Source organism: Microbacterium sp. TPU 3598, assembly GCF_002356155.1.
Lineage (GTDB): Bacteria > Actinomycetota > Actinomycetes > Actinomycetales > Microbacteriaceae > Microbacterium > Microbacterium maritypicum_A.
The window spans coordinates 2,392,791-2,414,287 of record NZ_AP017975.1; the positions used below are offsets into that span (position 1 = coordinate 2,392,791).

Genomic DNA, 21,497 nt, shown 5'->3' on the forward strand with positions numbered 1-21,497 from the left:
CGTGATCTGCGACAAAGCCGTCTGTGCGGCGGCGTGTCAGCTTCCGGCCGGGCGCACGTGCACGACATCCCCCGCAGAGATCGCGTGCTCGAGACCTTCGGATTCGACGAGAAGACGACCGTCCGGGTCGATCGCCGTCGCCACTCCTTCGAGAGAGCGTCCAGCCGGCAGCGATACCCGCACCGTCTGCCCGAGAGTCGCGCACCGCGCCGACACGGCGCCGTGCAGACCGCTCACGACCGCGTTCTCCGTGACGGTCAGCGCGGAGAGCAGGCCGTCGAGTCTCTCGAGGTAGCTGGAGAGCAGGAGATCGTCTTCCGCGACGGCGCCGAGTGCGGCGAACGACGTGGCCGACGGCACGGGAAGCTGCTCGGCCGTCATGGCGGTGTTCACGCCGGCGCCGAGAACGACGGCGTCCGTCGTCGCTTCCGCGAGGATGCCGCAGATCTTGCGTCCATCCACGAGGACATCGTTCGGCCACTTCACGGCGACGTCGTGCGTCGGAAGCTGCTCAGCGATCGCCTCCGCCATGGCCACCCCTGCGGCGAGCGGAATCCACCCGCGCGCGGCAGGATCGGCGGGAAGCGCCCGAAGCAGGACCGAGACGGCGATGGCCGCGCCCGCGGGTGCCGTCCAGGTGCGGTCGAGGCGGCCACGTCCGGCCGTCTGGTCGTGCGTGACCAGAACGGCCAGGTGCGGCCACGCGTCGGCATCGGACGCGTGCGCGCGCAGATCGGCGTTCGTGGAGCCGGTGGCACCCACCAGATCGAGACGAGCGGCGATCGCACGCGCGAGGGGGAGCTCCATGATCAGGAGTCCTCGTCGGCTTCCTCGTCGTCGTCGTCCTCGTCGGTTCGAACGGTCCCGACCTCGTGAGCCTGCCAGCGCTCCCACTCCTGCATGAGGCCGTCGACAGCCGCATGGAACTTCGCGGTGGCCACCCCGTGCGTCGTGTCACCGAAATAGTGCTGGACCCACATCCGCAACCGGGCGATCGCAGCCTCATCCGCGCGGACGCGGTCGACCTCGGCCACGATGTCGGCCGCCGCCTCGGCGGTCAACCATTCGCAGTCCGCCAGGTAGCCCTGTGTGTCGATCGATGCCTGCTCGTCGGTCGGACGCGTGATCATCAGCGGCTTCCCCGCCGCAAGCCGGTCGTACACCATCGCGGAGATGTCGACGATCGCGACGTCAGCCGCCGTCAGCTGCCAACCGAGTTCCGGAGCTGCATCGTAGATGTGGTGTGCGTTCGGGTCCGCCGTGTTCGCCGCATGGATCGCAGCCACGATCCGTCGGTGCGCGGCTCCGTACTCCTCGTCGACGACCCCGCTGCGAGGGTGGGGACGGTAGATGACACGGTGGGCGCCGGTCGCGAGCAGGCGAGACACGAGAACCTCGCCGTGCGATGCGATCGAACCGTAGTGCGCGCTGGGTCGGTCTCCCTCCCACGTCGGCGCGTAGAGCACCACGGTGCGCTCATCGGGAGTGTACGGAAGGGTGCCGGCGTAATGATCGGCCTGCGGGCGACCGATCTCGATCGTGCGGCGGTCGACGTCGTAGTCCCACAGCGTGCGCGAGAGACGATCACGGGCGGCCTGTCCGGCGACGAACGCGTAGTCGTAGGCCTTGTACTGGTTCGTCGTCATGTACATCTTGTCGGACTCGCCGTGGTTGATGAACACGTGCCAACGCCGCCCGTAGCGGAACATCTGGAAGTTCCGAGTGTTCTGGTTCACGTAGAGCACCAGGCGGATGTCCTGGGTCGCGATGAAGCGTTCCATGTCGCGCACCTTCGGCACGAAAGCCACGGGCGGCGAATCCTCCTCGAGCAGCTTCTCGGTCCCGGTCGCCTGGCGGGAGAGCACGACGACGGGCCAGCGCTTCGAGAGCTCGGCGAGCGGGCGGTACCACTGGCGCATCTGGTACATGTTCACCGCGCCGTCGGCGAAGTAGACCGCGACCTTGAAATGATCGGCCGGAAGCGGTTCGCGCTCGGCGAGACGCCGCCGCACACGCTGCACAGCGGTGCGAGACGCGAGCGCCCGCTTCAGCAGACGATATGCCTTCTTCGCGTCAGACAGTGCACCCATCCCTCCAGAATAGTTCGTCCGCGTCGCTTCCTCCGGCTGAGCCCCAGCCACGTACCCGAGGTCTGCCCCTCCCACACCCTCAGGCAACGTCCGTCGACGCCGTGCCATGATCGTCATGTGCCCGCAGACGAATTCCCCACTCCCCGGCCCGGGGTGTCCTTCGTGATGCCGGTGCTCAACGAGCGTGCATACCTCGAACACGCGATCGCGTCGGTGCTCGCACAGGATGTCGACGCTCCCACCGAACTCGTGCTCGCGCTGGGGCCGTCGACGGACGGCACCACCGAGCTCGCGCGACGGCTCGCCGACGCGGACGACCGCATCCGGCTGGTCGACAATCCTGCGGCGCACATCCCCGTCGGCCTGAACGCCGCGATCCGCGCAAGCCGCTACGACACGATCGTGCGCGTGGACGCGCACTCCGAGCTCTCCCCCGGGTACGCCGCTCGGGCGCTGAAGACCCTGGAACGCACCGACTCCGCGAACGTCGGCGGCGTGATGCATGCCGAAGGACGCACCCCCTTCCAGAAGGCCGTGGCGCGTCTGTACAACTCGCCGGTCGGGCTCGGTGGTGGCGCATATCACGGGAGCTCCCAGGAAGGCGAGGCGGAGTCGGCCTACCTCGGCGTGATGCGGCGTGACGTGCTCGACGAGGTCGGGTTGTTCGATGAGTCGATTCGACGCGGCGAGGACTGGGAGCTCAACCTCCGGATCCGCCAGGCAGGTCATCGGGTCTGGTTCGACCCCGACCTGTCCGTCACCTACTGGCCACGGGAGAGCTGGCTGCGTCTGGCCCGACAGTTCCGTGCCACCGGGGCCTGGCGGGGCGAGCTCGTTCGGCGGTTCGGACGGAGCAACGGGCTTCGATACTTCGCCCCGCCCGCGCTTGTCGTGGTCGTCGCCCTCGCCGTCCTCGTCGGGGTCCTGCAGGTGACCGGCGTGCTCACCGGGGTGGCCTCGATGGTCGCCTCCCTTCTCGTGTACGGACCGCTCGCCCTCTACCTGCTGCTCATCCTCGGCGTCGCGCTGGCTCCCGGCGGAGGGGGCGTGCGACAGCGGATGTGGACGCTCCTCGTCCTGCCGACGATGCACATCTCCTGGGGTCTGGGCTTCCTCGGCGGCGTGCTCCGGGGAGCCCACGACACCGTGGACGCCTCGCGTCTCGGCACCCGCAACACCCCGCTGCCCTGACCCCCTCGCACGGAAACCGTCGAGCTGACACCCCCGCTGACGAGATCTCTCGCCGGAGGTGTTCCACGCGAGCGTGCTCGCGCCCCGCCGCGCTCAGGCCGTGACGAACCCGAGGTCCAGGATGCGGTCGACCACGCGCCGCGCGGCATGACCGTCGTCGCGAGCGTTGAACTGCTGACGCCAGGCGGCATAGCGATCCGCATACGTCGCCTCATGGCGCTCGTCGTCGAGGGCAGCGGTGAGCTCCTCCTGCGTCCGCACGAGCGGACCGGGCGCCCTCTCCGCGAGATCGAAGTAGAAACCGCGCAGCTGTCCGCGATAGTGATCGATGTCGGGCACCAGGAAGTACATCGGCTTGCCGGTGACGCTGAAGTCGAACATGACCGAGGAGTAGTCGGTGATCAGCGCATCCGCGGCGAGCAGCAGCCGCGCCGTCTCCGGGTAGCCGGTCACATCGATGACCCGTGCACCGGCGAGATCCCGCCCCTGTTCCAGAGTGCGGGAGTGACCGCGAACGAGGACCACGGCGTTCGCCTGGCGCGCCAGAAGCTCCGCGTCGACGAAGTCGACCATCTCGGCGCGATCGTCACGCCAGGTCGGCGCGTAGAGCAGCACCCGCTCGTCGGGGCCGATGCCGAGCGCTGCACGGACCGCGACGGGATCACCCGTCGTGAGCGCATCGTTCCTGGGGTATCCCTCCACCCAGATCGGTCGCCCGAAGAAGGCGTACGCCTTCCGGAGGATGCGCTCGGAATACGGGTTCTGCGCCAGCAGGACGTCCCAGCGCCGGGATTCCTTCACGACCGCCGCCATCCGGCGCGGATCGAAACCGGGACGGTGCAGCGCGAGCCGCTTGAGGGGTGTGCCATGCCAGGTCTGGAGCACCTTCTGGCCGGGCTTGCGAGCGAAGCGCCGTCGCAGCCAGTCGTTCACCACGAGCAGTCGAGCGGCTCCGCGTGCGTGCCACCACTGCGGGCTGCCCTCGACGACCGCGATCGCGCCCTCCGGCACCTCGACGGAGAGGTCGACCACACTCCAATACCGTCGCACCTGGGGGGCTCGCGCCGCCAGTTCCCGGTCGATGGCCCGAGGGTTGCAGCCGACGCTGCGTCCGTAGAAGCTCTCGAAGAACACGGCGTTCTCCGTGCCTCCCACCTGTGCGACGTACCTCTCCTCGAGGGTGGATCGTCCTTCCGCCGTCTCGTACACCGGATCGATCGGCGCGGCGATGCGCACGACACCGGCATCGACGGCGATGCGCACCCCGGTGAGCACCACCGGAGCGATGCGCACGCCGTCGAGGTCGGCGCCGGCGATCCGCAGTTCGTAGGAGCCGGTCGGCAGCGGGAGCGAGGGCCCGCCCCAACGCGATGCCTGCAGCGGGAACGTCGCCTTCCAGGTCGCGCCGCCTCCGCTGATACGAGCCTCGACGTGCGCCCGCGGTCCGCGCAGGTCGGCCGTCTCCGGTCGCTGACCGGTCCCTTCGATGATCAGGGCCTCCGCCGCGTCATCGATGCGGGCCGTTGTCATACTGCTCCCTTCGGCGCGGGAATCCCCCGTGCGCGGATGACCTGATAGACGCGTTCGGTGTTGCGTCCGTCCCGATACGCGTGCATCTCCGCGCTGAGCGTAGCGGAACGGACGGATGCCCCGTCGCGGACGGCATCGTCTGCGAGGAGGGCGTCGAGCTGCGCGAGCAGTTCCGTCCAGTCAGCGGCAGCATCCGGGCCCGCGACGTCGTCGAACCGACCGTAAAACCCACGGGTGGTGGCGTACTCCTCCGCATCGGGGGCCAGGAAGAGCACCGGCATGCGCAGGAGACCGACGTCGTACGCGAGTGACGAGTAGTCGGTCACGAGCACGTCGAATGCCGCGAGCGCCGGCGTCACGTCCGCCAGCACTGGGGCCCCGAGCGCGCGCACCCGCCTGCTCGGAAGTGGCGGCGCATACCCGCCTTCGCCGAGAGGATGCGAGCGTACGAAAAGGACGGCGTCACGTTCTTCGAGGAGCCGGAGGATGCGGATCCACTCGTCGGCGGTGGGAACCGCCGGGTCGGGGGCACCGTCACGCCAGGTGGGCGCATACAGGATGGAGCGCGCCGTCTCCGGGATCTCTCCCGCCACTGCACGGAGAAGAGTGGATGCCGCCGACCGCACCTCGTCGACCGCACCACGCGAGAGCACGTCGACTCGGGGTTCTCCGGTCACCACCACGCGGTCGCCCCCGAGTCCGAAGGCGGACTCCAGACGCCCTCTCGCGCGGTGCGAAGCCGCGGGGAGCACTCGGATGCGCTGGGCCGCCGCGCGGTAGAGGATGCCGACGGCACGGCGGAGCAGCGCTGCGCCGGGAACATTCGGAACCTGGGTCGTCGCGGGCGAGTCCAGGCCGATGCGCTTCAGGGGGATCCCATGCCAGAGCTGCACCACGAAGGCGCCGCCGTTCGCGTAGCGGTTCACATCGCCGAGCCCGTGCGTCACGACGAGCACCCCGGCCCGCGCTGTGTGCCACCAGCCGCGAGGCCCGCCCTTGCGCGCGGACCGGATGCCGAGCGCCGCCGCATCCCGGTCCTCGCGCTCCGACGATGTGAGCCATATCGTGTCGTGGCCGGCCGCCGATGCGAAGCGCTGCAGTGCGAGGGCGCCGTCGCCCACCCCGGCTCCGCAGCCGAAGACCCAGCGCCGACCGCGCGGAAGGAGGACCGTGCCGATGCGTCCGACGGCATACAGCGGGATCCGCAGGAGCTTGGCCGCATTGCCGGTGCCGAAAGAGAAGGACGCCACCCCGCGAGCCTATCGCGGGGTGGCGTCCTTCTCGGCGCGCGGTGGGCTTCAGCCGGCGAGTTCGCCGAGCTTCACCTCGACGTCGTACTGCTTGCCGCCGCGCACGTAGGTGACCTTGGCATCGCTGCCGGCCGCCGCCGCACGCACCTGAGCGGTCAGATCGCTCGCGCTGGTGATCGGGACTCCGTTGAACGTGGTGACGACGTCGCCCTCCTGGATGCCGGCCGCAGCCGCAGCGCCGTCGTCCGTCGCCTTGGCGATGTACGCGCCGGAGACGGTGGCACCCTGCACGCTCGACGCGTCCTGGACCGAGGCACCGAGAAGGCCGTGCGTCGCCGCACCGTCGGCGATGATCTCGTCGGAGACCCGCTTGGCGATGTTCGACGGGATGGCGAAGCCGATGCCGATCGAGCCCGACTCCTCGGAGCTTCCCGAGCTCGCGATCGCCACGTTGATACCGATCAGCTCGCCCTTGCTGTTCACGAGCGCACCACCGGAGTTCCCGTGGTTGATCGCGGCATCCGTCTGGATCACCGCGATCGAGATGGAGTCCGAGGTCTGCGGCGTGCCGCTGCCCGGGATGTCGAACTGGAACGGCCCTTGGCCCTGTCCCTGATCGGGCGTCTGCTGCTGGTTCGGAGCGTCCTCGGAGGACGAGTCGGGCAGAGCGGAGGAAGCGATCTGGATGCTCCGGTTCAGCGCGCTCACGATGCCCGTCGTGACCGAGTTCGCGAGCCCGAGCGGGGCTCCGAGCGCCACCGCGGTGTCGCCGACGTTGAGCTTCGAGGAATCGGCGAAGTCGATCGGGGTGAGCCCCTTGGCATCCTTCAGCTTGATCACGGCCAGATCGTAGATCGGGTCGGTGCCGACCACGGTCGCCTCGAAGATGCGTCCGTCGGACGTGGTCACCCGGATCGTCGGATCCGCGACAGCGCCGCCCAGCGTCACGACGTGCGTGTTGGTGAGCACGTAGCCGTCATCGCTGATGATGACACCGGATCCGCTGCCTGCCTGGTCGGAGCCCGCCACCTCGATGGTGACGACGGACGGGAGTGCAGCGGTCGCGACAGCCGTGGTCTCGTTGACGGAACCGGGGTTGTTCACGGTCACCGTCTGCGGCCCGGTCGCCGTGCCCGAGGAGGGCTGGTCCTGGAGCCCGTTCAGCAGAGCGCCTCCGCCGAAACCGGCGACCCCGCCGACCAGAGCGGCCGCGACGATGAAAGCGGCGAACTTCGCGCCGCTACGCGGCTTCTGCTCCTTGGTCTTCGTCCCCTCGCCCGGAAGGCCGGCACCGCCGTCGAGCGGCTGCGTCGGCTGGGTGTACGACGATGCGGTGGGGATGCCGAACGCCGCGCCCTGCGCGGTGGCGGTTGCCCGCGCGGTGGCGGCGGGTGCGGCGTAGCCCTGCGGGACCGGTGCGATCACCGGTGCGGCCGGGGCCTGCGAGGCGAACGTCGACGGCATCTCATGCCCGTGCACCGGCGCAGCGGGTGCCGGCGCGGCCGACGCCGGTGTGACGGGTGCCGGCGCGGCCGACGCCGGCGTGGCGGGCGCCGGTGTGGCGTTGTCAGCGGCGGCATCCGTCGCCGACTGAGCGGCGACCTCTGCGGCCTCGGTGGACGGCACGGCGTCGTTCGACGCGGGTGCCGACTGGTCCTGGGGGTTGTCTTCGTTCATGGTGTGTGCTCCTTCGACGACCATTTCAGAATGACGCCTGTATCTGTGCGTTCCTTATGCCGAAGATGAGTTTCAGCTATGGCCTTAGCCTGTTCTTCATGAGTGTCATTCCCGGCGCATGGCGTCGTACAGCAGCGGGTGCAGGTCTGCTCGCTGCGGACGGAACCGTCGCGCCCACCATCTTCGCAGAGATGTCGGCAGCAGCGGCCCGAACCGGAGCGATCAATCTCGGTCAGGGTTTCCCCGACGAAGACGGTCCCGCAGCGGTGCTGGAGGCGGCGCGACAGGCCATCGCAGATGGAGCGAACCAATACCCTCCCGGTCGCGGAACCCCGGATCTCCTCGACGCCATCAGCACTCATCAGCGTCGCTTCTACGGGTTGACCGTCGATCCCACACGCGAGGTGATCGTGACGGCCGGGGCGACGGAAGCGCTGACCGCGACCCTGCTGGCGCTGATCGACGGCCCGGACGACGAGGTGGTCGTGTTCGAGCCGTACTACGACTCCTACGCCGCGGCCGTGGCTCTCGCGGGGGCGCGCCTTCGCACCGTCCCGCTGCGGGCCCCGGACTTCCAGCCCGACCTCGACCGACTCGCGGCAGCGGTGACCGACCGCACCAGGATCATCCTGGTCAACGACCCGCACAACCCCACGGGCGCGGTGTTCGGGCGCGAGGTTCTCAGCGAGGTGGTGCGTCTGGCGGAGAGGCACGACGCGATCATCGTCACCGACGAGGTGTACGAGCACCTGGCCTTCCATGCGCCGCACACGCCGATCGCGACCCTCCCCGGAGCGGCCGAGCGCACACTGACCATCTCGTCCGCCGGCAAGACCTTCTCCACGACGGGATGGAAGATCGGCTGGGTGCACGGGCCGGCCGCGCTCATCACGGCCGTGCTGACGGTGAAGCAGTACCTCACGTATGTGAACGGCTCCCCCTTCCAGCCTGCCATCGCTGTGGGGCTGCGGATGGACGACGCGTACTTCGCGGATGCGGCCGCCGCGCTCGCGCGAAAGCACGAGATCCTCGGAGCCGGGTTGAGGGAGGCCGGATTCACCGTGCACGCCCCGCAGGGGGGCTACTTCACCGTCGCCGATGCGACCGCACTGGGCGGCGCGGACGCCGCAGCGTTCTGCCGCGCTCTGCCAGAACGCGCGGGCGTCGTCGCGATCCCGCTCACGGCCTTCGTCTCGGAGGCGCACCGGGGCGAGTACTCGGGCCTGGTGCGCTTCGCGGCCTGCAAGCGCGTCGACGTGCTCGAAGAGGCAGCTGCGCGTCTCGCAGGCTTCTCCGCCTGACTGCGGATCAGGAGGGGGCCCCGGGGGCGACCGCTCCGCCGGGGACGGTGTCATGCGGCACGACCGCGTAGCGCCGCACCCGCAGCGACGGGTTCGTCGCCCGCACGCGCGCGATCGTCTCCCCCTCCACCACGGCGACCGCGATCCCGGGAGCAGTGCCCACACCGGCGAGGATCACGCCCTGCGGATCGATGACCTGCGAATGTCCAACGCCGATCGGAGTCGGGTGGTCCGCGGCGATCACATAGACGGTGTTCTCGATCGCACGGGCGGCGAGCAGCGTGGTCCAGTGATGCTCCTTGAGCGGTCCTCTGACCCACTCCGCCGGCACGACGAGGGCGTCGGTCTGCGCATCGACGAGCGAACGGGCCACCTCGGGGAAGCGGAGGTCGTAGCAGGTCATGAGTCCGAAGCGCAGACCGCCGAGGTCGAAGGTGGCCGCTGGGCCCAGCTCACCCGGTTCGACCCAGTCGGACTCCCGTTGCCCGAATGCGTCGTACAGATGCTGCTTGCGGTACACGGCGAGTATGCCGTCGCCGCGCACCGCCACGACGGCGTTCCGCACCCGCTCACCGTCCGCGGCCCGCTCCGCGAGACCGGCGACGATCACGACGGCGTACTCGGCGGCCAGAGCGGCCAAGGTCGCGACGAACTCCCCATCGAGGTCCTCGGCGTTCGCCGCGAGGCTCTCGTCCAGAGGATCGACGAAGTAGCTCGAGTACTCCGGGAACACCACCAGCTTCGCACCACGCGCGGCGGCATCGGCCGTCAATTCGGCGATCCGCTCGCGGTTGTCGGCTCGGGATGCGGTGGGCGCGAACTGGCACACGGCGACGGGGACGGCTGCGATCTCGGACATGACTCCATCCTCTCGCATCGACACGCCCGGGACGTCGCCCCGATGCCCTCTCGATTCGACCGACTCCGGAATCCGTGATAAGTTACTTCTTGTGCCGCGGGGTGGAGCAGTTCGGTAGCTCGCCGGGCTCATAACCCGGAGGTCGCAGGTTCAAATCCTGTCCCCGCAACAAATGAAAGGCCCTCTGACTCGGAGAAATCCAGGTCAGGGGGCCTTTCGCTTTGCTTCGCGTGCGACGCACTCGATCGGATTCGATCGAGTGCGTCGCCCCCGGCTCAGATCAGGTCGGCCACCAGACGTTCGATCCGGGCGCGGATGTCGTCCCGGATCGGTCGCACGGCGTCGATCCCCTGTCCGGCAGGATCGTCGAGCTCCCAGTCCTCATAGCGCTTTCCCGGGAAGAACGGGCAGGCATCGCCACAGCCCATCGTGATCACGACATCGGAGGCCTGCACGGCTTCGGTGGTCAGCACCTTGGGCGATTCCGCCGTGATGTCGACACCGAGCTCGGCCATGGCTTCCACCGCGACCGGGTTGATCTGATCCGCGGGCAGGGAACCGGCAGAGCGCACGTCGATCCGATCCCCCGCGATGTCACGCAGGAAACCCGCGGCCATCTGCGAGCGGCCGGCGTTGTGCACGCAGACGAAGAGGACGGAGGGCTTGACGGGTACGTCGGTCATCGGATGCTCCTCGCGGGCGTGCTGTCGGAATTCTCTGCGGCGTGATCGGCGGTTGCCGGAATCAACTCCATTCTCGCCCGAACCGTGCTGACCTGGACGAGGGGATTCCCACAGCAGCTGCCGCCTTCGCCATCGAAGTCACCCGATCCCCCGCAGACACCCGTCGCAGGCAGGGTGAGCTGCGTGCTCCGCGCGGCGATCAGGTCGCCCGCGAGCCGTGCGGCGACGCTGCGTGCCTGCTCGAATCCCGTGAGCGCCAGGAATGTGGGCGCACGCCCGTAGCTCTTCGCGCCGATGATGTAGAAATCGTCCTCCGGCTGGGTGAGCTCGGCCGCCCCTGTCGCCCCGACCGACCCGCAGGAGTGGACGTTCGGGTCGATGTCCGCGGCGATGCCGGCCACCGCCTCCAGAGTGGGGTCCCATGCCACACGCACCTCCGAGAGCATGCCGAGGTCGGGACGGAATCCCGTCAAGGCGAACACGTGCGAGACGCCCCTCACCGCACCTCCGCTGTCCGCAATGATCGTGAGACCCTCTTCGTCCGCGCGGAACTCCGCGACGCGGAACCCCTGGATGACATCGACGAGACCGGACTCGATGACTTTTCGAGCCCGCGCGCCCAGCGCCGCGCGCTCGGGAAGCGCATCGCCCGTTGCACCACCGAGCAGGCGGGACGCCGCCTTTCCCCGGCGCATCAGCCACGAGACCCGTGTACCGGGGTGTCGTCGCGCCAACGCGGTCAGGCGCAGCACGGTGTGCGTGGCCGAGTGCCCGGACCCGATGACGACCACGTGCCGCCCGGCCTGGGCCGTGACATCATCCGGAATCCGGTAGGAGATATGCGAGGCGAAGCCTGTCTCGCCGATCGCGGGGAGCCCCTCGGCTCCGGCCGGATTGGGGCGACCCCAGGTACCGCTCGCATCGACGACGGCACGTGCACCGATCCGGAGTTCTTCGCCATCCGCGCCGAGCGCATGAACGACGAAGGGCTGTCCTGCGCGACCGCTCTCGACCACACGGTCCCGCCCCTTGCGCGCGACGCCGGTGACCGTCGTCGAGTAGCGGACCCGCTCCCCCAACACCTCAGCGAGGGGCGCGAGATACCGCACGATCCACTCCGCGCCGGTCGGATACCCGTCCGTCGGAGCGGTCCATCCCGAGGGTTCCAGCAGGCGACGGGAGGCCGCATCGGTCAGCTCGGGCCAGCGGGAGAACAAGCGCACGTGCCCCCACTCGGAGACCGCGGTGGCGGGGCCCGACCCACGCTCCAACACGATCACATCGCACCCGCGCTCGGTGAGGTGTGCGGCGACGGCCAGCCCCTGGGGGCCTGCGCCGATGACGACGACGGGAAGCTCGGACATCACGTTCCTTACATTGATGAACTTCGATATGAACACAGTGCGTGATCTATCGATGTTTGTCAATACGTGGGTAGCATGGCCCTATGACCATCCCTGCCACGATCGACGCCGGCACCTCCTGCTGCGTACCGCGCATCACCTCGACCATCAGCACCGAGGAGGCCGAAAGGGTGGCGCGCGTGTTCAAGGCGCTGGGAGATCCGACCCGTGTGCGTCTGCTCTCCCTCATCGCCGCCGGTGACGGCGGGGAGGCGTGCATCTGCGATCTCACGGAGCCCGTCGGGCTCTCTCAGGGCACCGTTTCCCACCACATGAAGCTCCTCTCCGACGCGGGACTCGTCAGGCGCGAGCAGCGTGGACGTTGGGCGTACTTCTCCCTCGACGTCGAGGCCATCGACGCCGCCTCCGCCGCACTTCGGCCCGCCTGACCGAGGAAGGTCCACCGGAGAGACGCGAATGGGCGCCCCCGGAGGGACGCCCATTCGATGCGGATGTCTCGAATCAGTTGCCTGCGGCGGAGTCGAGCTCGATCAGCTTCTGCACCGCTGCGGTGAGACGCTCGTCCGCCTCGGCGAACTTCGCGAGGTCTCCCGCCTTCAGCGCCGTCTCACGGTCGACCAAAGCAGACTGCGCAGCCGCGAGCGCCTCCGCCTCGGCCCCCGTGGGCTGCGTGGGCTCCGTCGTCGGCACCTCGCCGGTATCGGGCACTTGAGCGTCCGGATCGGGTTCGACCGTGTCATCGCCGCCGGTTGCACCGGAGTCACCGCCGAAGAGGGTATCGAGGGCTTCGGTGAGCGTGTTCTCGAAAGCCACGCGGTCACCGAAGGCGACCAGCACCTTCTGCAGTCGAGGCAGCTGCGTCCCCTCGGACGACTGCACGTACACGGGCTGCACGTAGAGCAGACCGCCACCGACGGGCAGTGTCAGCAGGTTGCCGTAGATGACCTCGGACTCCCCCTGCTGCAGCAGGTTGAGCTGAGGCACCACGGACGTGTCCGAGTTGTAGGTGTTCTGCACCTGACCGGGGCCGGGGACGGTCGTGTCGGTGTCGATCTCGAGCATGCGCAGCTGGCCGTAACCTTCTGCCTTCTTGCCCTTCTCCGAGCCGGCGTCCGAATCGACCGCGAGGTAGCCCATCAGCACGTCTCGGCTTCCACCCGCGCCCTGCGAGTTCGGGATGAACGTCGAGAACATCGAGAATCTCGGAGTGTCCTGCCCCGGCATCTGCATCGTCAGGTAATACGGCGGCTGCAGCATCGATTCGCTGCGCGGGTCGTTCGGCGTCTGCCACCGGTTGTCCTGCTGTGCGAACGATCCGGCCTTGTCGACGTGGTAGACCCCGAGGATGTCACGCTGCACCTTGAACAGGTCGGTCGGGTAGCGCACGTGGCTCATGAGCTCGCCGGACATCTCGCTGATCGGCTTCACCGTCGACGGGTAGACCTTCTGCCAGGTCTTCAGCACCGGGTCCTCGTCGTCCCACGCGTAGAGCGTCACGGAGCCGTCGTAGGCGTCGACCGTCGCCTTGACCGAGTTGCGGATGTAGTTGATGTCGTCGATGGCGAGCGTCGGCGACGGGATGTTGGAGTCGGCGATCGCATCCGACAGGCTCACGCTCGTCGAGTACGGGTACGTCTGACTCGTGGTGTAGCCGTCGACGATCCAGACGATGCGGCCGTCCACCACGCTCGGGTACGGGTCGCTGTCGAGCTCGAGGTACGGCGCCACCTTCTGGACGCGCGTCTTGGGATCGCGGTCGTAGAGGATCTGCGAGTCCTCGTTCACCAGGTTCGAGAACAGGATCTGCTCGGACTGGAACTTCAGCGCGTAGAGGAGCTTCGTGAACGTGTCACCGATCTTCGGACCACCGTTCCCCTCGAACGTGGTCTTCGTCTCGCTCGAGCCGTCCTTGCCGCGCGGGTAGTCGATCTCCGCAGGCTCCGACCCCTCGGGGGCGCCGACGATCGAGTACTCGGGCGAGTTCTCGCCGAAGTACACGCGCGGCTCGAAGTTCTCGCGGTCCGACAGGAACCCGGAGGTGGGGATGCCGCGCTCGAGGAACACCGGTTCGCCGTCCGTGGTGCGCTGGTTTCCGGCGGCTGCGACGAGGCCGTAGCCGTGGGTGTAGACCGCGACGCGGTTGTTCCAGTTGTCGCCGTCGCCGAGTCCGGACATGTCGAGGTCGCGCACGGAAACCACGGTGTCCTGCATCTTCCCGTCGATCTCGTACCGGTCGACGTCCATCGTCGTCTGGAACTGGTAGTACCCGCGGTACTGCTCGAGCTGGCGTACCGTCGGCGGGATGACCTTCGGGTCCATGATGCGCGTCGAGGCGGTGGTCTCGGCGTCGGCGCGCAGCTGCCCCGCCTCTGCGTCGGTCTTGGCGGCGAAGGGCGTGGTCTCGAGGTCCGCGACCCCGTACGCCTCCTTCGTGCCGTCGATGTTCCGCTGGTAGTACTCGGCCTGGTAGGCGTTCTGGTTCGGCTTCACCTGGAAGGTGGTGACCACCCACGGGTATCCCACGCCGACGACGAGCGACGCCACGATGAGCAGCGCCGTCGCGGCCAGCGGGAAGCGCCAGCGGCCGATGACGGCGGTGACGAAGAAGAGGATCGCGACGACGGCGGCGATGATCGCGAGGATAGCGAGACCCGGGATCGTCGCGTTCACGCCCGTGTACGCCGCGCCCGTGATGCGGTCGTCGGGCTCGACGAGCGTCTTGTACTGATCGAGCCAGAGGCTCGCCGCCTGCACCAGCAGGTAGAGGCCCGCGATGACCGCGAGCTGGATGCGTGCGGGCTTCGAGATGCGCAGCTCACCCTGGCCGATGCGCACCGAGCCGTACAGGTACGACACGAGGGCGGTGACCAGGAGCGAGAGCAGCAGAACGGCCGAGATGAAGGCGAGCAGGATCGTGTAGAACGGCATCGCGAACATGTAGAAGCCGGTGTCGATGCCGAACTGCGGGTCGACGTCGGACGTCGCCACACCGTTGGCCCAGAGCCAGACGGTCTTCCATTGCCCCGCGGCCGCGAAGCCGGCGAACAGTCCGAAGAAGATGGGCATGCCCCACATCGCCAGGCGACGCAGCGGCTCGATGACCTCCTGGTACCGATCCAGCTGCGAGCTGAGTCGCACGTACACCGGACGCAGGCGGTACGCGAGTTGGATGACGACGAACAGCGGAACGGCCATCCCGAGGAAGCCGACCACGAACATCACCGCCGTGGCGATCCACTGCGTCGTGAGGACGCCGGTGAAGCCCACCTGGTCGAACCAGAGGAACTCGGTGTACAGGGAGGCGAACACGAAGAACACCGCGATCAAGGCGGCGATGATCACCAGGGAGATGCCGAGAATGCGTCGTGAGGTTCGAGGCGTGGCCGGGTTCGGAGCTGAAGGCGAGGAGGTCACCCCACCATCCTAGGCATCGCTCACTGTGGGCAGGCTGTCATCCCGGTCACGGCGAGGTCACGGCCGCACGTGTGCGCTCAGCTCCCGGCGCGTTCGCAGGTCGGAAGAGCGGCGACGTCTCCGTCGTCCGCGATGACCTCGAGCGCGGCGAGAGACTCGTCGAGCGTCGCGGTGCGGATGACCTGGAGCCCGTCCGGCACATGCCCGACGACCTCGTCGCAGTTGGCCTCGGGAGCGAGGAAGTACTCGGCCCCCGCGTCCCTGGCACCGTAGAGCTTCTGCCGGATGCCGCCGATAGGCCCGACGGTGCCGGCCGCGTCGATCGTGCCGGTACCGGCCACGTCCTTCCCGCCGTTGAGCTCGCCCTCGGTCAGGGTGTCGATGATGCCGAGCGCGAACATCATCCCGGCGCTGGGGCCGCCGACGTTGTCGAGCTGGATCGTGACGTCGATCTCGAAGTCGTAGTCGGTGCGGAGCGTGATGCCGATGAGCCACAGGGTCGCGTCGCCCTCGGTGTGCTTCTCGGGAGTGATCTCGACGGTCTGCTCGGCTCCGGCGCGCAGCACGGTGAGCTGCACGGGGGCTCCCTCGGCAGCCTGGATCGCCTCGCGCAGCTGCGTCGCAGAGGTGACCGGCGTGCCGTCGATCGCGGTGATCACATCGTCGGCTTCGAGGATGCCGGCGGCCGGGGAGTCGGCGACGGCGTCGACGACGACGACCTGAGCACCGGTGTCGTACCCGAGCTCGTTCAGCGCAGCGGCCGTCGCCTCGTGCTGCGAGTCCACCATCAGCGTGGCGTTGCGCTCGTCGCGCTGCTCACTCGTCACCCCCTGCGGGAACACCGTGTCGAGCGGGACGACCGCCTTGGACGAGTCCATCCACGCCAGTGCCAGCTCGAACCAGCTCGGTGTGCGCTCGCGGTTGCCGACGACCTGGACCGTCGTGAGGTCCAGAGTGCCCGCGGTCTCGAAGGTCTCGGCGCCCTCGACGCTGATCAGCGGAACCTGCTCGCCGTCCGCTCCCTCCGCAGTGCCGAGGGTGTCGTACACCGGGCCCGGCCGCTGGATCACGTAGGGCGACGGCAGGAACGTCAGCACGACCAGGGCGATGAGCGCGACGATCAGCGCCCAGACTCCGAGTCCGAGCTTCCCAGACCGCGTTCGATCCACTGCATTCCTCCGTCGTTCGCGAGCGGCGTACACCGATCTGCCCGCATCGGGTTCGCGCGCAGAAACCTGTGACTAGCGTAGAGGCCACGGCAACAGAAGTGCTGAGAGGGCGAGCGACATGGCAGACAACGACCCGACACCCGAGGACTTCCAGGAATTCCTGCGGAAGATGCTCTCGAATCAGGGCGGCGGGGACATCGACCCCGAAGCGCTCCGGGGCGCCTTCGAGGGGATGGACGGCTTCACACTCGATCCCGCGATGATGCAGACGATCATGTCGCAGCTGCAGGGCGCCTTCGGTGGCGATCCCTGGGAGAACGCGCTGCGCCAGGCCCTGTTCATCGCCAACCGCGACGGGCAGGGTGTGACCGACGGTTCACGCACCTCGCTCGCCGATTCCTTCGCGCTGGCGAATCTGTGGCTCGGCGAGGCGACGACGATCTCGGAGCTCTCCGAGACACCGACAGCGATGACCCGCGGCGAGTGGGTCGAGAAGACGCTGCCGGTGTGGAAGGAGATCGCCGACCCGGTGTCGACGAGCATCGCGGACGCGCTGACCTCCGCCCTGGACACGCAGGTGCCGGAGGAGATGCGCGACGTCGTCCAGGGGGCAGGCAAGCTGATGCGAGGCCTGGGCGGCTCGGTGTTCGCCGCGCAGTTCGGTCAGGTGCTCGGCAACCTCTCGCTCGAGGTGGTCTCCGGAGGCGATGTCGGCATCCCCGTGCTCCCCGCGGGGACGGCGGCCGTCATCCCGCAGAACCTCACCGCGTTCGGCGAAGGTCTCGAGATCCCCGAAGACCAGATCGCGCTCTACCTCGCCACCCGCGAGCTCGCGTACGCGCGGCTCTACCGGCACGCGAAGTGGCTCCACCTGCACGTGATGGCGCAGATCACGGACTTCGCGCGCGGAGTCACCGTCGATGTGGACGCGCTGGAAGACGTGGCCAGCCGCCTCGACCCCTCCGACCCCGAGGAACTGCGCGCGGCGATCGAGGGCGGCGCTCTCCTCCCCGTGCAGAGCGAGGCGCAGCGCGAGGCGCTCACCCGACTCGAGAACCTCATCGCGACGATCGACGGCTGGGTGGACGTGGTGACAGCCGAGGCGACCTCGCGGCTGCCCGACGGTGCCCGCATCGCGGAAGCCGCTCGACGCCGACGCGCCGTCGGCGGCCCTGCGGAAGACGCACTCGGCGCACTGGTCGGGCTCAAGCTGCGCCCCCGACGCATACGCGAAGCCTCCGCGATGTGGCAGGCGGTGACCGACGCCGTCGGCATCAGCGGACGCGACTCGCTGTGGGACTACCCCGACCTGATGCCGACGGCCGAGGACATCGACGACCCGAGCGGACTCGTCGCCCGGCTGCAGGCGGCTGAGCGTGGCGAACAGCCGGTGGCCGACGAGTTCGATGAAGCACTGGCCCGCCTGCTCGACGGCGACGACTTCTCGGCCGACGAGCCCGCAGCGGGAACCACGGATGAAGCGGACGGAGACGGCGACGCGGCCCCGGAGGGCGACCGACCGGTCTGAGGCAGGGTGCGGGCGTCCGCGGATGCCCGCACCTCTCCTCCCCCGCTCGACGAACCTCGGCGAGTTGTCCACGGATGCCCGGTTGCGGCCCCGCGATGCCGCCATCCTCTGCACAATCGGAGAGATGCCGCTCACCCCTCCGCTCCTCACACGTCTGCACCCGAGCTCTCCCCTGCTGTGGCGCGACGAGCACACCCTTCAGCTCGGCGATGACGGCGGTCTGCGCATCGATGCGGAGGACCCCTGGGTGGAACCGCTTCTCAGCCGGTTGCGCTCCGGTTTCCGGCGGGGTTCCTTCGACGTGATCGCGCACGCGGCCGGCGCTCCGCGGGAGGCGGCACGCACACTCCTCGCGCGTCTCGACGACGTGCTCCTCGACGATGTCGATGCGGCACGCCCTGCCTGGGTCGAGAACATCGGCATCGCCGACGGCCGGAGCGAGTACCGGATGCGCGAGGCGCTCTCCGACGAAGGCATCGAACTCGTGGAGATCGGTCACCGGCCCGGCGTGGCCATCGTGCTCGTGAACGGCGTGTCCGCGGCACTGCAGTTCGCCCGCTACCTGCGCGAGGACGTCGCGCACCTACCTGTCGCGTTCGACCCCGGCCGCGTGACCGTCGGGCCGCTCGTGGTCCCCGGTGTGTCCGCCTGTCTCGCGTGTCGCGACGCCCATGCCCGAGACCTCGACCCGGCCTGGCCACTGCTGCACACGCAGATGATCGGTCGTGATCCGGGCCCGATCCGCGCCGCGCAGGTCGCTGAAGCCGGGCGGCTCGCCGCGCTGCTCCTCGCCGACGACGAAGGTGCGTCCGGGAGGATGGTGCGGATCAGCGCGGACGGTTCCCGCGAGTGGCGTCCGGTGTCGTTTCACGAAGAATGCCGGTGCCGCGGCCCGTGGTCCCCATCTCAGCGAGGAACCGCGACGGAGAGCGCTCCCCCCGACCCGCTGATCTCGACCACGACAGCGCCAGCGTACGGGCGGCGCGCGTGACGCCCACGTAGGCCAGTCGCCGCTCCTCGTCGATCGCCTCGAACGTCGTCGCATACGAGATCGGCAGCGATCCCTCCGCCCATCCGGCGAGGTACACGTGCGGCCACTCCAGCCCCTTGGCGGCATGCAGGGTCGACAGCGTGACGGTGCGCATGGTCGGCTCGTGCTGGTCCTTCGCCCGCGCCATCAGCGCGTCGCTGAAGCTTCGCAGATCCGCCTCGGGCCCCGCCTCCTCCGCGAGCCGGAGGATGGCACGTCGCGCCTCCCATCCGCTGCGCTGCGCTCCCCCTGCCGCCGGCGGCTCCTCTGTGAGACCGAGCTCGCGAAGCACCCGCTCCACCCCGGGGAGGAAGCCCTGCTCGCTGGGAGCCACGGCGGCGGCCCGGAGCGCGAGGATCGCCTGACGAACCTCCGGCATGGCGAAGAAGCGTGTGCCGCCCAGCACCGACGTCGCGATGCCCTCGGCCGCGAGCGCCTGCTGCAGAACCGCGGACTGCGCGTGCGCCCGGTAGAGGACTGCGATCTCCGAGGGGGAGGCACCCGCCTCGATGCGGGCGGAGATGGCCGCAGCGATCCCCGCGGCCTCCTCACCCTCGGTGTCGTAGGCGGTGATGGTCGGCGCATCCGCGGTGAACTGCTCCCGGGCCGGCACGAGCTCCAACGCGCCGGGGCGGCCGTGCATCAGGGCGTTGGCTGCGGTGAGGATCGGCGGTTGCGAACGGTAGTTCGTCTCCAGCCGCACGACCGTCGCGTCCGGGTGGCGGCGCTCGAACTCGAGCAGGAACCGCTGCTCGGCCCCCGCGAACGAATAGATGGTCTGGCTGGCATCACCGACCACGCAGATGTCGTGGCGATCGCCCAGCCAGAGCTCGAGCAGCCGGTTCTGCAACGGCGAGACGTCTTGGAACTCGTCGACCGTGAAGTGCCGGTACTGCTCGTGGACGGATGCGGCGACCCGGGGCTCCGCCTCCAGCATGCCCGCGCAGGCGAGGAGCACGTCTTCGAAGTCGAGCTGACGACGATCGTCCTTCAGCGCTTCGTAGCCCCGCATCAGTTCGATGAGCTGGCCCGCATCGACACCGCTGATCGGACGCCCGAGTGCCGCGTACTGGTCGATCGACAGCATCGAGACCTTGCGCCACTCGATCTCGGAGGCGATGTCGCGCAGCGTGGCCGTGCTGGGACGGAGGCGTATCGCGTCGGCGGCCTGCCCCAGCATCCGCACCTTGTTGTCGATGATCGAGGGCGCCGGGGAACCGGCCAGCGTGGGCCAGAAGAAGTTCAGCTGAGCGAGTGCTGTCGCGTGGAAGGTGCGGGCAGCCACACCCTCGACTCCGAGAGCACGCAGGCGACCGCGGAGCTCGCCCGCAGCCTTGGCGGTGAACGTGACGGCCATGACACGCGAAGGCGAATAGGCGCCGGTGTCGACGCCGTGCGCGATGCGATGCGTGATCACCCGTGTCTTTCCGGTCCCGGCACCGGCGAGCACGGCGACGGGTCCCCGCAGCACGGATGCCGCTGCCCGCTGCCGCTCATCGAGGGCATCGAGTGCGCTCACGCGTGGTCCTCGTACCATTCGACGATCAGGGCACGGGCGATGGATGCCGGGCCCGGAAGGCCCACAGGCCCGTCTCCGGCGAGTGCGGAGCCGATCTCCGCGCGCGTGAACCAGCGCACCTCGATGATCTCTTCCCCGTCGGGGCGTGCAGCGGACTCGTCGTCGACCACGGCGCGGAAGCCCACCATGAGCGAGCGCGGGAACGGCCAGGCCTGTGACGAGACGTACCGCAGAGCGGACAGTCGCACGCCCGACTCCTCCTCGATCTCGCGATATGCGGTCGATTCGAGGGACTCCCCGGCCTCGGTGAAGCCCGCGAAGCACGAGAACATCCGTCCGCCCCAGTTCGCGTTGGCGCCGAGCAGGAGGCGCTCGCCGTCCCGGCTCTCGACGGCGACGATCACCGCTGGATCCGTGCGCGGGAAATGCTGGCGCCCGCACACGAGGCAGCGCCGCGACCATCCGCCTTGCTGAAGTCGCGTCGCTCCACCGCACGCAGGGCAGAACGGGGCATCGCGCAGCCATCCCGCGAGGGCGATCGCGCCGATCAGGAGCTCGGACTCCTGCCCGTCGAGACGTCCGCCGAGGTCACGGAGGCCGAGCCAGATCTCGTCCGGGGCCGTGTCGAGTGCGTCGTTCTCCGGCGGGGCGGCGGCGAGGAGCAGCACGGTGCCGTCGACATCGCGGCCGAGGAGAGCCCAGGTCGCCTCGACGACCGCATCCGGTGCGACGCGCAGCAGCGCGGAATCGACGACCCGGACACGTCCCTCACGCACGACGATGACGCGGGTCGCCGGGTCGGCGCGCAGACGATCGAGCACATCCGGCTCCTCGCGGAGTTCGGCTGCACGGTCGAGGGACGGGCGCTGAATGGTCATCGACTCCCTCTTTC

The 21,497-nt window shown here is 69.0% G+C and carries 16 protein-coding genes and 1 tRNA gene; 5 read left to right on the top strand and 12 right to left on the bottom strand.

Annotation, left to right across the window (positions count from 1 at the left end; translation table 11 throughout):
• Positions 1 to 36: 36 nt before the first annotated feature.
• Positions 37 to 807 (bottom strand): biotin--[acetyl-CoA-carboxylase] ligase, encoded by a 771-nt coding sequence (locus MST3598_RS11365; RefSeq protein WP_029258300.1) that lies wholly within the window; start codon positions 805 to 807, stop codon positions 37 to 39.
• 2 nt (positions 808 to 809) lie between these two features.
• Entirely contained in the window at positions 810 to 2,090 is a 1,281-nt protein-coding gene (locus tag MST3598_RS11370) for a CDP-glycerol glycerophosphotransferase family protein (RefSeq protein ID WP_029258301.1), read from the bottom strand.
• A 117-nt stretch (positions 2,091 to 2,207) separates the two neighbouring features.
• Here MST3598_RS11370 and MST3598_RS11375 point away from each other — a divergent pair, with 117 nt between their 5' ends.
• Complete coding sequence (locus MST3598_RS11375) at positions 2,208 to 3,281, top strand: glycosyltransferase family 2 protein (protein WP_029258302.1); 1,074 nt, start codon at positions 2,208 to 2,210, stop codon at positions 3,279 to 3,281.
• A gap of 93 nt (positions 3,282 to 3,374) precedes the next feature.
• Here the strand turns inward: MST3598_RS11375 and MST3598_RS11380 are convergent, their stop codons facing one another.
• From MST3598_RS11380 to MST3598_RS11390, 3 genes are read right to left on the bottom strand one after another with little or no spacing between them, the layout of a single operon-like run.
• Positions 3,375 to 4,811, bottom strand: coding sequence for a CDP-glycerol glycerophosphotransferase family protein (locus MST3598_RS11380; RefSeq protein ID WP_021200315.1), 1,437 nt, complete (start codon positions 4,809 to 4,811; stop codon positions 3,375 to 3,377).
• Entirely contained in the window at positions 4,808 to 6,061 is a 1,254-nt protein-coding gene (locus MST3598_RS11385; RefSeq protein WP_029258303.1) for a CDP-glycerol glycerophosphotransferase family protein, read from the bottom strand. The genes MST3598_RS11380 and MST3598_RS11385 overlap by 4 nt, the downstream gene beginning before the upstream one ends.
• 48 nt (positions 6,062 to 6,109) lie before the next feature.
• Complete coding sequence (locus MST3598_RS11390) at positions 6,110 to 7,738, bottom strand: S1C family serine protease (RefSeq protein WP_096359703.1); 1,629 nt, start codon at positions 7,736 to 7,738, stop codon at positions 6,110 to 6,112.
• A gap of 98 nt (positions 7,739 to 7,836) precedes the next feature.
• Here MST3598_RS11390 and MST3598_RS11395 point away from each other — a divergent pair, with 98 nt between their 5' ends.
• Positions 7,837 to 9,039: an aminotransferase class I/II-fold pyridoxal phosphate-dependent enzyme gene (locus MST3598_RS11395; protein WP_029260311.1), complete on the top strand. Its 1,203-nt coding sequence runs from the start codon at positions 7,837 to 7,839 to the stop codon at positions 9,037 to 9,039.
• A 7-nt stretch (positions 9,040 to 9,046) separates the two neighbouring features.
• On the opposite strand, the gene MST3598_RS11400 is transcribed toward MST3598_RS11395, so the two are convergent.
• Positions 9,047 to 9,898: a carbon-nitrogen hydrolase family protein gene (locus MST3598_RS11400; protein ID WP_096359580.1), complete on the bottom strand. Its 852-nt coding sequence runs from the start codon at positions 9,896 to 9,898 to the stop codon at positions 9,047 to 9,049.
• Between the two features lie 95 nt (positions 9,899 to 9,993).
• Between MST3598_RS11400 and MST3598_RS11405 the strand changes: the two genes are divergently transcribed.
• Positions 9,994 to 10,067: transfer RNA gene (locus MST3598_RS11405), tRNA-Met, on the top strand.
• A gap of 106 nt (positions 10,068 to 10,173) precedes the next feature.
• Here the strand turns inward: MST3598_RS11405 and MST3598_RS11410 are convergent.
• Both MST3598_RS11410 and MST3598_RS11415 read right to left on the bottom strand, forming a co-directional pair.
• Positions 10,174 to 10,581 (bottom strand): arsenate reductase ArsC, encoded by a 408-nt coding sequence (locus tag MST3598_RS11410; RefSeq protein ID WP_021200357.1) that lies wholly within the window; start codon positions 10,579 to 10,581, stop codon positions 10,174 to 10,176.
• The gene (locus MST3598_RS11415; protein ID WP_081860190.1) at positions 10,578 to 11,945 is read right to left on the bottom strand and encodes an FAD-dependent oxidoreductase; all 1,368 of its coding nucleotides are present in this window, start codon (positions 11,943 to 11,945) and stop codon (positions 10,578 to 10,580) included. Before MST3598_RS11415 ends, MST3598_RS11410 begins: the two co-directional genes overlap by 4 nt.
• 83 nt (positions 11,946 to 12,028) lie before the next feature.
• Between MST3598_RS11415 and MST3598_RS11420 the strand changes: the two genes are divergently transcribed.
• A complete protein-coding gene (locus tag MST3598_RS11420; protein WP_029260314.1) occupies positions 12,029 to 12,373 on the top strand; it encodes an ArsR/SmtB family transcription factor in 345 nt (114 codons plus the stop codon).
• Positions 12,374 to 12,446: 73 nt separating this feature from the next.
• Here MST3598_RS11420 and MST3598_RS11425 read toward each other — a convergent pair whose 3' ends face one another.
• Positions 12,447 to 15,359, bottom strand: a complete 2,913-nt coding sequence (locus MST3598_RS11425; RefSeq protein ID WP_029260315.1) for a UPF0182 family membrane protein — start codon at positions 15,357 to 15,359, stop codon at positions 12,447 to 12,449.
• Between the two features lie 77 nt (positions 15,360 to 15,436).
• Positions 15,437 to 16,528 carry a YlbL family protein gene (locus tag MST3598_RS11430; protein WP_021199640.1) on the bottom strand — a complete coding sequence of 364 codons (1,092 nt, stop codon included), beginning with the start codon at positions 16,526 to 16,528 and terminating at the stop codon, positions 15,437 to 15,439.
• Positions 16,529 to 16,646: 118 nt separating this feature from the next.
• Between MST3598_RS11430 and MST3598_RS11435 the strand changes: the two genes are divergently transcribed.
• Complete coding sequence (locus MST3598_RS11435; RefSeq protein WP_021199639.1) at positions 16,647 to 18,056, top strand: zinc-dependent metalloprotease; 1,410 nt, start codon at positions 16,647 to 16,649, stop codon at positions 18,054 to 18,056.
• Positions 18,057 to 18,883: 827 nt separating this feature from the next.
• Here MST3598_RS11435 and MST3598_RS11440 read toward each other — a convergent pair.
• Together MST3598_RS11440 and nudC are read right to left on the bottom strand one after the other, a co-directional pair.
• Complete coding sequence (locus tag MST3598_RS11440) at positions 18,884 to 20,605, bottom strand: ATP-dependent helicase (protein ID WP_081859738.1); 1,722 nt, start codon at positions 20,603 to 20,605, stop codon at positions 18,884 to 18,886.
• Positions 20,602 to 21,483, bottom strand: a complete 882-nt coding sequence (gene nudC, locus MST3598_RS11445; RefSeq protein ID WP_029260318.1) for an NAD(+) diphosphatase — start codon at positions 21,481 to 21,483, stop codon at positions 20,602 to 20,604. Before nudC ends, MST3598_RS11440 begins: the two co-directional genes overlap by 4 nt.
• Between the last annotated feature and the right edge of the window lie 14 nt (positions 21,484 to 21,497).

Bases quoted from the DNA above. Each gene is read 5' to 3' on its own strand.
- MST3598_RS11365 (WP_029258300.1), bottom strand. From the start codon at position 807: ATGGAGCTCCCCCTCGCGCGTGCGATCGCCGCTCGTCTCGATCTGGTG.
- MST3598_RS11370 (WP_029258301.1), bottom strand. From the start codon at position 2,090: ATGGGTGCACTGTCTGACGCGAAGAAGGCATATCGTCTGCTGAAGCGG.
- MST3598_RS11380 (WP_021200315.1), bottom strand. From the start codon at position 4,811: ATGACAACGGCCCGCATCGATGACGCGGCGGAGGCCCTGATCATCGAA.
- MST3598_RS11390 (WP_096359703.1), bottom strand. From the start codon at position 7,738: ATGAACGAAGACAACCCCCAGGACCAGTCGGCACCCGCGTCGAACGAC.
- MST3598_RS11395 (WP_029260311.1), top strand. From the start codon at position 7,837: ATGAGTGTCATTCCCGGCGCATGGCGTCGTACAGCAGCGGGTGCAGGT.
- MST3598_RS11400 (WP_096359580.1), bottom strand. From the start codon at position 9,898: ATGTCCGAGATCGCAGCCGTCCCCGTCGCCGTGTGCCAGTTCGCGCCC.
- MST3598_RS11410 (WP_021200357.1), bottom strand. From the start codon at position 10,581: ATGACCGACGTACCCGTCAAGCCCTCCGTCCTCTTCGTCTGCGTGCAC.
- MST3598_RS11415 (WP_081860190.1), bottom strand. From the start codon at position 11,945: ATGTCCGAGCTTCCCGTCGTCGTCATCGGCGCAGGCCCCCAGGGGCTG.
- MST3598_RS11420 (WP_029260314.1), top strand. From the start codon at position 12,029: ATGACCATCCCTGCCACGATCGACGCCGGCACCTCCTGCTGCGTACCG.
- MST3598_RS11435 (WP_021199639.1), top strand. From the start codon at position 16,647: ATGGCAGACAACGACCCGACACCCGAGGACTTCCAGGAATTCCTGCGG.
- nudC (WP_029260318.1), bottom strand. From the start codon at position 21,483: ATGACCATTCAGCGCCCGTCCCTCGACCGTGCAGCCGAACTCCGCGAG.